The organism is Streptomyces sp. ATCC 21386 (assembly GCF_018728545.1).
GTDB lineage: Bacteria > Actinomycetota > Actinomycetes > Streptomycetales > Streptomycetaceae > Streptomyces.
This window is the reverse complement of sequence record NZ_JAAVVL010000001.1, coordinates 9,570,207-9,582,231: the sequence shown is the minus strand read 5'-3', so window position 1 is coordinate 9,582,231 and position 12,025 is coordinate 9,570,207. Positions and strand designations below refer to the sequence as shown.

Here is a 12,025-nt window from a genome sequence, read left to right as displayed (position 1 = left end):
CCCGCTCATACCGAACCCCACCAGGCAACGTCACACACTGGCAACCGCGGGCCTTGGCTTGACTGCCGGCGACGTCGCCATTGCGGATACGCCGCTGCTGAATGCACCGGTCCTCAACCGTATGGTGCGGCGCTACGGTGAGGCCATGAGCACCTGGGACCCAGCAGCGCTGGAGGCGTTGATCGAAGAGGCCACCGTCGACGCCTACGGAGAGGACGAGCAGCTCACCGGCTTCTTCACGATGATCGAGGAGAGCCTTGCCGTGCCGTTCACCACGACTGTTCTCGGCGTCGAGGTGAACGTGGTCGGTGTTGATCTGACCGAGGGTGGGTGCGTGATCGCACGCTGCGCCCGGGGGTCGGTCCGACAGGACATCGGAATTCTGAACCTGCCGCTGCCGGAACCCGCCCCCGAGGGCTGGCAATGGATCGAGGCATACCGCTACTGGGCCCGCTGAACTGGCGCGTTGCACAACTGCCCGGCTGAGCTCCAGCTCGAACGTGCAGTCGCCCCGACTGCCGCTGCCCGGACCGACTACGGGGAACAGAGAGCACGCGGCGCGCATACCGCAGTATGCTTGCGGCTATGGCCGACACCACGCGCATCACAGTGACACTCCCCACCGAGCAGGTGGCGGAGCTGAAGAAGATCACGGACAACGTCTCCGGCTACGTGGCCGAAGCGGTCGCCAGGCAGATCCGGCACCAGCTCCTAGGAGCCGACCTGCGCAGCCACACAGACGAGCACGGGGCCTTCAGTGAGGAAGAGCTGGCCGAGGCGCGGGCGCGGATCTTCGGTACCACGCAGGCCGGCGGCGGCGCGAGCGCCGCGTGAGCGGGCACATCGAGACTGTCGTCCTGGACAGCGAGGGGCTGTCGGCCTGGGTGGCGCAGGACCGGAAGATTCTGGCGATGTTCCAGGTGTTCCACGACATGGGAGCGGACCTTGTCGTCAGCGCCAACACCATCGTGGAGGTGAGCCACGCCAGGGTGAACCTGCCCCGACTGCAATGGGCGCTCTCCCGGGTCAAGGTGGAGCCGGTCACGGAGGTAGCGGCCAAGGCGGCGGCACAACTGCTCAAGGGCGCCGGTCTGCACGGACACAAGTACGCGATCGACGCCACCGTCGCGGAAGCAGCCTTGCGTCAGCCTGGTCCGGTCGCCGTCCTCACGTCGGATGTCGACGACATGACCCGGCTGTGCGGCAGCAAGGTCCTGATGATCGGGCTCTGACCGCGATCTCGTCCCGGGGCCGTGGACAGATCCGCATGGATCCGCCGAGAGCCAGAGTCGCCGCAGTGGGACCTGGCCGCCGGGAACCGTCGCGACGGTTCCCGGCAGATGGTGTGGTTGCACTGAGCCGGTCGCCCTATGAGGACGTGAGCGTGCGCTCTTCCCCTTTGATGATTTGTCCCAAATGCCGGCCATAAATGCAACCGAAACTGCAACCAGAGCATGCCGAAGAACTGGACCGCAATGAGCGGTCCAGCTCTTCATTTCGCCTGTTCAGGCGGCTGCGGAGGATACGAGATTCGAACTCGTGAGGGGTTGCCCCCAACACGCTTTCCAAGCGTGCGCCCTAGGCCTCTAGGCGAATCCTCCGCCGGAAACATTACATGACGGCGGAGGGTGCTTGCGACCTCGTTCGACGGCCGGTGATCAAGGTGGGGGCGAGGTGGGGAGCGAGGGGTGGGGAGGCGGGTCGGTGGCCCCCGGGGATCGGGTAGGCTGGGGTCAGCCCCTCACGCGGCGCTATCTGACTGAACTCCCCCAGGGCCGGAAGGCAGCAAGGGTAGGTTGGCTCTGGCGGGTGCGTGAGGGGTCTTCGTCGTCTCGGGCGCCGGGTTGTCAGTGGGCGCCTATAACCTCGTATGCGTGTCGTCTCTCGCGCTGTACCGCCGTTATCGCCCGGAGTCGTTCGCCGAGGTCATCGGGCAGGAGCATGTCACCGACCCGCTGCAGCAGGCGTTGCGGAACAACCGGGTCAATCACGCGTACCTGTTCAGCGGGCCGCGCGGGTGCGGGAAGACGACCAGCGCGCGCATCCTGGCCCGCTGTCTGAACTGCGAGCAGGGCCCCACCCCCACACCGTGCGGTGAGTGCCAGTCCTGCCAGGACCTCGCGCGCAACGGCCCGGGGTCGATCGACGTCATCGAGATCGACGCCGCCTCGCACGGTGGCGTGGACGACGCCCGTGAGCTGCGGGAGAAGGCCTTCTTCGGACCCGCGAGCAGCCGGTACAAGATCTACATCATCGACGAGGCCCACATGGTCACGTCGGCCGGTTTCAACGCGCTGCTGAAGGTCGTCGAGGAGCCGCCGGAGCACCTCAAGTTCATCTTCGCCACCACCGAGCCCGAGAAGGTCATCGGGACCATCCGGTCGCGCACCCACCACTATCCGTTCCGGCTCGTCCCGCCCGGCACGCTCCGCGAGTACCTCGGCGAGGTGTGTGGCAAGGAGAAGATCCCGGTCGAGGAGGGTGTCCTCCCCCTGGTCGTGCGCGCCGGAGCCGGCTCCGTGCGTGACTCGATGTCCGTCATGGACCAGCTGCTGGCGGGCGCGACGGACGAGGGTGTGACCTACGCCATGGCCACGTCGCTGCTCGGCTACACGGACGGGTCGTTGCTCGACTCGGTCGTCGAGGCCTTCGCCGCCGGGGACGGAGCCGCGGCCTTCGAGGTCGTCGACCGCGTCATCGAGGGGGGCAACGACCCGCGGCGGTTCGTCGCCGACCTGCTGGAGCGGCTGCGGGACCTGGTGATCCTGGCCGCCGTGCCGGACGCCATCGACAAGGGCCTCATCGACGCCCCCGTCGAGGTCCTGGAGCGGATGCGGGCCCAGGCCGGCGTCTTCGGCGCCGCCGAGCTCAGCCGCGCCGCCGACCTCGTGAACGAGGGCCTCACCGAGATGCGCGGCGCCAACTCGCCCCGCCTCCAGCTCGAACTGATCTGCGCCCGGGTGCTGCTCCCCGCCACCTACGGCGACGAACGATCCGTCATGGCCCGCCTGGACCGCCTGGAACGAGGGGTGAACTTCTCCGGCGCCGGCTCGGCCCCGGCCATGGGTTACGTGCCCGGCCCCGACGCGCACGGGGGAGCGGCCCAGCCCATGGGCATGGCTGCACATCCGCAGGCCCCCTCGGCTCCGCACGGCACCCAGGCTCCACACGGCAGCCATGCTCCGGCCGTCGCGCAAGTTCCGCCGGGCGGTGGGCCCGCGGCGGCCCGGGCCGCGGTTCGCGGGGCGGGGGCCGGCGCCGCTCCCGGCTCCGGTCACGGCGGCGGAGCACCGGGCGCGCAGGGTGTCGGCGCCGTTCCCGGTTCGGGTTCGGGTGCGGACGGGTACGGCTCCGGCGCCGCCGGAGCACCGGCAGCCGGTCCGGGCGGGAACGGCCCCGCCGGGGTGGCTCCCGTCGCACCCCCTGAGGGTGCGCCCGTCGCCCCGGCCGCCGCCGCGAGCGGTGCCCCGGCCGGGCCCCCCACCACTCCCGCGCACGCCCAGCCGGGCGCGGGTTCCACGCCCGCCCACCCCAACGCGCCGGGCGCCCCCGGTGGCGCCGCTCCCGGCTCCTGGCCCACCCCGGCCGCCGCGGGCAGCGGCCGTCGGCCCGGCGGCTGGCCGACCGCGGCGCCCGCCGGTGGCGGCTCCGCGCCCGGCGCCCAGGCGGCATCCGCACCCTCGGCCGCGCCCCCGGCGTACGCCCAGCCCGGTCCTCCCGCTGCGAGCCCCACCCCGGCCGCCGCCTACAACCCGGCCCCCGGCGGACCCGACCCCCGCACCCTCTGGCCCAACATCCTGGAGACGGTGAAGAACCGCCGCCGCTTCACCTGGATCCTCCTCAGCCAAAACGCCCACGTGGCCGGCTTCGACGGCACCACCCTGCAGATCGGCTTCGTCAACGCGGGCGCCCGCGACAACTTCGCGAGCAGCGGCAGCGAGGACGTCCTGCGGGCCGCCTTGTCCGAGCAGTTCAACGTGCACTGGAAGATCGAGGCCGTCATCGACACCTCGGGCGGCTCGGCCCCGGCGGCCACTCCCGGCGGATACGGCGCTCCCGCCCCGGCCGCAGGCGGTTACGGAGGCGGCGGCTACGGCGGTGGCGCGGGCGCCGGTGGCTATGGCGGCACCGGCACCGGCGGTGGCTACGGCGGCTCCCCGGCCCCGTCCTCTCGTCCCGGCCCGCCCCAGGCGTCGAACCCCTCCTCCCGCCCGGCGTCCCCCGGTACGGCCGGGCCCCACCAGTCCGCCCCGGCCGCTCAGCCCGCCGCCCCGGTACCGCCCCCGGCTCCCGAGCCCCCGCCCGTCTCCCCCGAGGACGACATCCCCGAGGACGACGATCCCGACCTCGACGAGACCGCCCTCTCCGGCCACGACCTGATCGTGCGCGAACTGGGCGCGACGGTGATCGAGGAGATCGCGAACGAGTAGAGAGGGGGGTGCCGCGGCGGCGACTCGTGCGCCGCCCGGTGGCGAGTCGTACGATCCGACAAACCCCCGCCGTCCCATCCTTCGGAAGCCCCCACAAAGCCCCTCGTCCCCTCCGGCTAGGCTGACCCCGTGAAGGTCCTCGTCATTGGTACCGGTGCTCGTGAGCACGCGCTGTGCCGTTCGCTGTCCCTCGACCCCCATGTCACCGCACTCCACTGCGCCCCCGGCAACGCGGGCACCGCGGAGGTGGCCGAGTCCCACTCGGTCGACGCACTGGACGGCGCCGCCGTGGCCGCGCTGGCCACGCGGCTGGAGGCCGACCTGGTGGTCGTGGGCCCGGAGGCCCCGCTGGTCGCGGGTGTCGCCGACGCCGTGCGCGAGGCGGGCATCCCGGTGTTCGGTCCGTCCGGTGAGGCCGCGCAGCTGGAGGGCTCCAAGGCATTCGCCAAGGAAGTCATGGCCGGGGCCGGCGTACCCACCGCCCGGTCGTACGTCTGCACGACGGCCGAGGAGATCGACGAGGCGCTGGACGCCTTCGGCGCGCCGTACGTCGTGAAGGACGACGGGCTCGCGGCCGGCAAGGGCGTCGTCGTGACGGCGGACCTCGCCCAGGCCCGCGAGCACGCGCTCGCCTGCGGCCGGGTCGTCATCGAGGAGTTCCTGGACGGCCCCGAGGTCTCCCTCTTCGCGATCACCGACGGCGTGACCGTCGTCCCCCTCCAGCCCGCGCAGGACTTCAAGCGCGCGCTCGACGGCGACGAGGGCCCCAACACCGGCGGCATGGGCGCGTACTCGCCGCTCCCGTGGGCCGATCCGAAGCTGGTCGACGAGGTCTTGGAGACCGTGCTCCAGCCGACCGTCGACGAGATGCGGCGCCGCGGCACCCCGTTCTCCGGCCTGCTCTACGCGGGGCTGGCGATCACCAGCCGAGGCGTACGGGTGATCGAGTTCAACGCCCGGTTCGGCGACCCGGAGACCCAGGTCGTCCTCGCCCGTCTCAAGACCCCGCTGGCCGGTGTCCTGCTCGCCGCCGCCAACGGCACCCTCGGCGACCTCGAACCCCTGCGGTGGAGCGCCGACGCGGCCGTCACGGTGGTCGTGGCCTCGCACAACTACCCCGGCACGCCGCGCACGGGCGACCCCATCACCGGCCTCGACGAGGTCGCCGCGGTGGACGCCCCGCACGCGTACGTCCTGCACGCCGGCACCAAGCGCGCCGGTGACGACGTCGTCAGCGCCGGCGGTCGCGTCCTCTCCGTCACGGCCACCGGCAAGGACCTCACCCAGGCCCGCGACCGCGCCTACACCGCCGTGGCCCGCATCGGCCTGGAAGGCTCCCAGCACCGCTCGGACATCGCGGCGAAGGCAGCGGCGGAGGCGTGACCCGCGCCGAGGCGTGATCGGCTGGCCGTTCGCTTGCCGGGACGGCCACTGGCTCGAAGGGCGCGTCTGCGACTGCGCCGCTCCCCCGTACACACAACCGAACACATCCGCCCCCTTCGTGACATCCGCATGCGAAGCATCACGAACGGGTACGAACCCCAGGCCCCGGCATCCCTCGGAGACCCCCAGGAACCCCTGGAAAATCCCTCGGAATCCGGGGCCCGATCCTTGCCCAGCGTCATTCACCTCTCCCCAAAGCCATTCCATCGAGTGAGCGATGGTCCATCCGGCTGACGGCGGCCGGGCCCCCAACTAGGGTGCGGCGCAAGCGTTCCGGCACTTGGCCCACCGGCATTGCGATGTCAGTGGTGGGTGCCACAGTGGGGGAGTGAGCAACGTCAGGGCATTCGGCGGCGACCACTTCGACGAGCAGTCGTCGCGGTCGTCGCGGTGTGCGCCGCACGGGACAGCAGGGGGTGACGTCGGGTCGTGACCGGTATGGCAGATGGTGAGGAGGCGGGCGCGCAGGCCGCGCGCTCCCGGGCACTCGCCGTGCTGCGGGTCCGCAGCAGGGCGCTGGCCGTGGCATTGCTGCCCGCGGCGGCCGCCGTCGTCCTGCTGTCCGGCAGATCGACGGGCCATCTGACCGGTTCGGGCTGGTCCATGGCGAGCTGGATCGTCTCCGGCCTTGCCGTTCTCGTGCTCCTCGCCGCCGCCGGGATCGCGCTCGTCGTCGCCCGTGCGCGGCCCGCCGTGAGCCCCACGGTCTCGATCACCGAGCAGGCGGCCCCTGATCTCTACCGACTGGTCCGGGACCTGGCGGACCGTCTGGACGTCCCGCCCCCCTCCGCGATAGCGCTCACGCCGGACTGCGACAGCTGGCTGGAGGATCGCACCCACCCGTCCCACCGCTCGCCCGCGACCCCCGCGCCCCCCGCGGAGACCGCCGGGCCCGAGTCGGCCGACCGGGCCGACGAGATGACGGATGCCCGCGGATCCTCACCCGACCTGCGCTCAGGTCTGAACTCGGGCCCGCGTTCGGGCGTGGCGCCCGGACTCTCCTCTGCACGCCGACACCGCCCGCCCACCGCCCCGGTGCTCGTCATCGGCTCACCCTTCCTGTGGTGGATGCGGGTCGGGGAGCTACGAGCGGTGCTGGCCCCGGTCGTCGCCGGTACGGGACCCTCGGCGCACCCGGACATAGCCGCGGCCCGCCGTTTCGTACGCGGACTGGACGCGGCCGTGGCCGTCACCTCGTCGCCGGCGCACGGCCCGCTCGTGCGGTCGGTGCTGGCCGGGGTCGGCTGGGTCACCCGACTGCTCCTGCGCGGCTGCCGGGGGCACGCGTCGGAGATGGAGCGCGGGGTCGCCGCCGCGGCGGCCGAGCGTGCACAGGCTGTGGACTACGGTCTGCGGATCGTCGCCCAGGAGCAGGTCGGCCTGGCCTACGCGGGCTGGGACCGCCTTCTCACCCGGGTCGCGCTGCCCGCCTGGCGGATGGGCCGCTGGCCGTCCCGTCTGGACGCGGGTGTCGTCGCCGCTCTCACGGAGCTGTCCCGCCGCGACCGCCTGGCCGAGGGCTTCGCCTCCCGGCTCGGCGAGCGCCCCGCCTGCGACCTCCTCGAAGAGCCCGGCACGGTCGACGAGGCCGCCTCCCTCCTCGCGGCCCGCCTCTTCCACGGCGGTCCCGCCGAGTCCGGCGCCGACTGGTCCCCGGTCGACTGGCACGAGTACCCGGACGAGGTCGTGGACCGCAAATGGCGCACCGACGCGGCCCGCCTCCACCGCGTCCTCGACACCCTGGGCGTCAGCCACACCGCGGGCGACCCGAGCCCGGACCCCACCGGCCCGGCCCCGGGCGGCCCGACGCTCTCCCGGGTCCTGAACCACCTGACGACCCTGACGGGCCCCGCCCCGACTCCGGCCCCCGACCAGGCGCGCGTCGCCCCTACCGTCACCGGGCACGAGCCGCCCGCCGGGGAAGCCGACCTCGGCCGGGCCCCCGAAGGCCCCCGATCCGACCGCCGACATGAACACAACCCCGCCCGGGAACCGCACCGGCACCACATATCCCACCTCGGCGACGACGGCGACGGCCACGACGGCACAGGCGCCGATCCCGACCACGTCCACGGCAACCGTCCCCACGCCTCCACCGGCACCGACGCCGGCACCGACGCCGGCATCGGCATCGGCATCGATCCCGACCTCGGTGAGGACGACGACGAACCCGGTCTGGCCAACGCCCGGTCCGCAGGTCTCGCCGCCGCACTGACCGCCGAGGTGGCCCGGGAGGAGGCCACGGCCCCGGCTGCCGCGTCCCTCGCGGGCGGTGGTGCCGAGGCGCCGGGGCCGGATCGGGCGCTGTGGGACGACGGGCTGCTGCCGCTGTTCCCGATGCAGCCTCCCCGCACGGGCCGTGAGCTGTTGGCGGAGCACGTCACCGCGATGGTCTGCTGCGCGGCGATGGACACGGCGGGCGCGACCCCGGGCCTGGACTGGCTGGACGGCCCCTCGCTCCTGGTCGACGGCGAACGAGCGGCCGACCTCGCCCCCAGGGTCCTGACCCTCGTGGAGGACGGCGACCCCGTCCCCCTCCGCGACTGGCTCCGCCGCCTCGGCGTCCGCCCGGAAAAGCCCGTCCGGCTGGTCTGAGGCGTGTGCCGGCTGATGCGCGAGATGGTCTGACGCACGGGATGCCCCACCCAACCCAACTCCCCACTCGGAGCCACATGTTCCACTCTCGCCAATAAGCAACGAACCGTGACGGAGCGCGTGCGTAATGTGATGTGCTGGGACCGATCGCGTACATAGCAAGGGCTTGCGAAGCTCGCGGGGGACGAGGGAGGGGACCATTCATGGGCTCGGAGCACCACATCCGCCGTTGGGAGTCGGGCGCACTCGCCCACGCCGTGACGGACCCCTTCGGCCAGGGCCCCGTTCCCTGGCTACGGGGCAATGTGACGTACTTCGACGACACGGGCCAGGTCGTCCCCTGGTACGTGGAGCCGGGCCCGCCGGAGGCCGACGCCCCGGCCAAAGGCGGTCGCACCCGCGCGCCCGCCCGCGTCCCCGCTCCCCGCACCGCACCGGGCGGCCCCCGCTCCGCCGACGACGTGCGCCGCCAGATCAAGGGCTTCACCGCGACCGGCGCCGCCGCTCCCGGCGAATCCATCGACTTCCACATCACCGTCGACCCGCCCCAGGAATTCGGCGTCGACATCTACCGCATCGGCCACTACAGCGGCGACGGTGCCGCGAAGATCACCACCAGTCCCCGTCTCTCCGGCATCGTCCAGCCCCCGCCCCTCACGGCCGACCGCACGGTCTCCTGCCATCACTGGTGGCTCTCCTGGCGGCTGCAGATCCCGAGCTACTGGAACACCGGCGCGTACGTGGCGGTGCTGACCACCGCCGACGGCTACCGCTCCCACGTGCCGTTCACCGTCCGCGACGAGCGCCCGGCCGACCTGCTGCTCCTGCTCCCGGACATCACCTGGCAGGCGTACAACCTGTATCCGGAGGACGGCCGTACGGGCGCCAGCCTCTACCACGCCTGGGACGAGCACGGCCGGCTGCTCGGTGAGTCCGACGCCGCGACGACCGTCTCCTTCGACCGCCCGTACGCCGGCGCCGGCCTCCCCCTGCACGTCGGTCACGCCTACGACTTCATCCGGTGGGCCGAGCGCTACGGCTACGACCTGGCCTACGCCGACGCCCGCGACCTGCACTCCGGCCGCGTGGACCCGGCCCGCTACCGGGGTCTGGTGTTCCCCGGCCACGACGAGTACTGGTCGCCGCAGATGCGCCGCACCGCCGAACTCGCCCGGGACGGCGGCACCTCGCTCGTCTTCCTCTCCTCCAACACCATGTACTGGCAGGTGGAGCTGGGCCCGTCCCCGTCCGGAGCCCCCGACCGGCTCCTCACCTGCCGAAAACGCCAGGGTCCCGGCAAACCCGCACTGTGGCGCGAAATCGACCGCCCCGAACAGCAGTTGATGGGCATCCAGTACGAGGGCCGGGTCCCCGATCCCCACCCCCTGGTCGTGCGCAACGCCGAGCACTGGCTCTGGGACGCGACCGGCGCCCACGAGAACGACGAGCTGGAGGGCATGGTCGCCGGTGAGGCCGACCGCTACTTCCCGCGCACGCCGCTCCCCGAGCACCAGGGCCGTATCCTCCTCGCCCACTCCCCGTACCGGGACGCCGACGGCGTCGTCCGCCACCAGGAGACCTCCCTCTACCGAGCCCCCTCCGGCGCCTGGGTCTTCGCGTCCGGGACGTTCGCGTGGTCCCCCGCCCTGGACCGACCGGGCCATGTCGACACCCGAGTCCAGCGAGCCACCGCAAACCTCCTGGACCGCATCTGCAAACGTGACTGAGTCGCGTACCGGGTCCACCGTCAGATCCCGTGGCGACTCCCGGCGAGGCAACCCCGGGCAGGACCGGTCGCCCTCATACGGGAGAATCGAGCCACTTGGACATCACCACGGGGAGGAACCGTGTCCGGATTCGTAGAAAAGCCCGAGCCGATCCAGGTTCCGGGCCTGGTGCACCTGCACACCGGCAAGGTGCGCGAGCTGTACCAGAACGAGGCGGGCGACCTCGTGATGGTCGCCAGCGATCGAACATCCGCGTTCGACTGGGTGCTGCCGACGGAGATCCCCGACAAGGGGCGTGTCCTGACACAGCTGTCGCTCTGGTGGTTCGACCAGCTCGCCGACCTGGTCCCGAACCACGTCCTGAGCACCGAGCTCCCGCCGGGCGCCCCCGCCGACTGGGCGGGCCGCACCCTGATCTGCAAGTCGCTCACGATGGTCCCGGTCGAGGCCGTCGCCCGCGGCTATCTCACCGGCTCGGGCCTGGTGGAGTACACCGACTCCCGCACGGTCTGCGGTCTCGCCCTCCCCGAGGGCCTGGTCGACGGCTCCGAGCTGCCGGCGCCGATCTTCACCCCGGCCACCAAGGCCGCCGTCGGCGAGCACGACGAGAACGTGTCGTACGAGGAGGTCGCCCGCCAGGTCGGCGCGGAGACCGCCGCACAGCTGCGCCAGACGACGCTCGCCGTGTACAGCCGGGCCCGGGACATCGCCCGCGACCGGGGGATCATCCTGGCCGACACCAAGTTCGAGTTCGGCTACGAGGGCGACACCCTCGTCCTCGCCGACGAGGTGCTCACCCCGGACTCCTCCCGCTTCTGGCCGGCGGACCTCTGGGAGCCGGGCCACGCCCAGCCGTCCTTCGACAAGCAGTTCGTCCGGGACTGGCTGACCTCGGAGGCCTCGGGCTGGGACCGCAAGAGCGAGCAGCCCCCGCCGCCGCTGCCCGAGGAGATCGTCGCCGCGACCCGCGCCAAGTACGTGGAGGCGTACGAGCGCCTGACAGGCACGAGATGGAGCTAGGTCGGACACGACCTGGCGCGCCGGCGCACAGCGTGCCGGACACGAAGAAGACCCCGGTCCACTGGACCGGGGTCTTCTCTGCCGAGCGGACGACCAGGTTCGAACTGGCGACCTCAACCTTGGCAAGGTTGCGCTCTACCAACTGAGCTACGTCCGCGCTGCGCCGTGGCGCGAGACCTACTATACCCAACCTCGCTCGCGGGCGAGCCGCACCGCCGCGTGCCGGTTCTCCACGCCGAGCTTGGAGACGGCCGACGACAGATAGTTCCGGACGGTCCCCTGGGACAGCGCGGCCCGGTCGGCGATCTCCGCGACGGGTGCCCCGTCGGCGGCGAATTCGAGCACCTCGGCCTCCCGCGCGGTCAGCGGCGAGTCCCCGGAGGAGATCGCGTCGGCCGCCAACTCCGGGTCCACATAACGGTTCCCCGCGTGCACGGTCCGAATGATCTCCGCCAGCCGCTGCGCGCTGACGGTCTTGGGGACGAACCCGCGCACACCCGCTTCAAGCGCCCGCTTCAGATGTCCCGGCCGGCCATGACCGGTCACGATCAGCACCCGGCAGTCCGGCAGTTCGGCCCGCAGCGATGTGGCGACCCTCACACCGTCCGCGCCCGGCATCTGCAGATCCAGCACCGCGACATCCGGTTCGTGGGCCCGCGCCATCGCCAGCGCCTCCGGCCCGCTCGCCGCCTCCGCGACCACCACCAGGTCGTCCTCCAACCCCAGGAGCGCGGCCAGCGCCCCCCGGATCAGATGCTCGTCGTCGGCCAGCAGCAGCCGTACCGGCCGCCCCACCACCTCAGGTACGGC

At 72.2% G+C, this 12,025-nt stretch carries 9 protein-coding genes, 2 tRNA genes and 1 other RNA gene; 9 read left to right on the top strand and 3 right to left on the bottom strand.

The window, feature by feature from the left end; genetic code table 11:
* Positions 1 to 58 precede the first annotated feature (58 nt).
* From GWK25_RS41270 to GWK25_RS41260, 3 genes are all read left to right on the top strand, one after another.
* Positions 59 to 457: a calcium-binding protein gene (locus GWK25_RS41270; protein WP_215456744.1), complete on the top strand. Its 399-nt coding sequence runs from the start codon at positions 59 to 61 to the stop codon at positions 455 to 457.
* Positions 458 to 585: 128 nt separating this feature from the next.
* The gene (locus tag GWK25_RS41265) at positions 586 to 834 is read left to right on the top strand and encodes a hypothetical protein (RefSeq protein ID WP_215456742.1); all 249 of its coding nucleotides are present in this window, start codon (positions 586 to 588) and stop codon (positions 832 to 834) included.
* Positions 831 to 1,232 (top strand): DNA-binding protein, encoded by a 402-nt coding sequence (locus tag GWK25_RS41260; protein WP_215456740.1) that lies wholly within the window; start codon positions 831 to 833, stop codon positions 1,230 to 1,232. The genes GWK25_RS41265 and GWK25_RS41260 overlap by 4 nt, the downstream gene beginning before the upstream one ends.
* Positions 1,233 to 1,516: 284 nt before the next feature.
* Here the strand turns inward: GWK25_RS41260 and GWK25_RS41255 are convergent.
* Positions 1,517 to 1,601: transfer RNA gene (locus tag GWK25_RS41255), tRNA-Ser, on the bottom strand.
* 131 nt (positions 1,602 to 1,732) lie between these two features.
* Here GWK25_RS41255 and ffs point away from each other — a divergent pair.
* The 6 genes from ffs to GWK25_RS41225 all read left to right on the top strand — a co-directional run bounded on the left by ffs (position 1,733) and on the right by GWK25_RS41225 (position 11,215).
* Positions 1,733 to 1,829, top strand: an RNA gene (ffs, locus tag GWK25_RS41250) — signal recognition particle sRNA small type.
* Between the two features lie 45 nt (positions 1,830 to 1,874).
* A complete protein-coding gene (locus GWK25_RS41245; RefSeq protein ID WP_215456738.1) occupies positions 1,875 to 4,430 on the top strand; it encodes a DNA polymerase III subunit gamma and tau in 2,556 nt (851 codons plus the stop codon).
* A gap of 129 nt (positions 4,431 to 4,559) precedes the next feature.
* A complete protein-coding gene (gene purD / locus GWK25_RS41240; RefSeq protein ID WP_215456735.1) occupies positions 4,560 to 5,813 on the top strand; it encodes a phosphoribosylamine--glycine ligase in 1,254 nt (417 codons plus the stop codon).
* A gap of 498 nt (positions 5,814 to 6,311) precedes the next feature.
* Positions 6,312 to 8,468, top strand: coding sequence for a hypothetical protein (locus tag GWK25_RS41235; protein WP_251829264.1), 2,157 nt, complete (start codon positions 6,312 to 6,314; stop codon positions 8,466 to 8,468).
* 203 nt (positions 8,469 to 8,671) lie between these two features.
* The gene (locus GWK25_RS41230) at positions 8,672 to 10,195 is read left to right on the top strand and encodes a N,N-dimethylformamidase beta subunit family domain-containing protein (protein WP_215456732.1); all 1,524 of its coding nucleotides are present in this window, start codon (positions 8,672 to 8,674) and stop codon (positions 10,193 to 10,195) included.
* A 120-nt stretch (positions 10,196 to 10,315) separates the two neighbouring features.
* Positions 10,316 to 11,215, top strand: coding sequence for a phosphoribosylaminoimidazolesuccinocarboxamide synthase (locus tag GWK25_RS41225; RefSeq protein ID WP_215456731.1), 900 nt, complete (start codon positions 10,316 to 10,318; stop codon positions 11,213 to 11,215).
* Between the two features lie 84 nt (positions 11,216 to 11,299).
* Here GWK25_RS41225 and GWK25_RS41220 read toward each other — a convergent pair.
* Positions 11,300 to 11,372, bottom strand: a tRNA-Gly gene (locus tag GWK25_RS41220).
* Positions 11,373 to 11,395: 23 nt separating this feature from the next.
* The gene (locus GWK25_RS41215; RefSeq protein WP_215457929.1) at positions 11,396 to 12,010 is read right to left on the bottom strand and encodes a response regulator transcription factor; all 615 of its coding nucleotides are present in this window, start codon (positions 12,008 to 12,010) and stop codon (positions 11,396 to 11,398) included.
* Between the last annotated feature and the right edge of the window lie 15 nt (positions 12,011 to 12,025).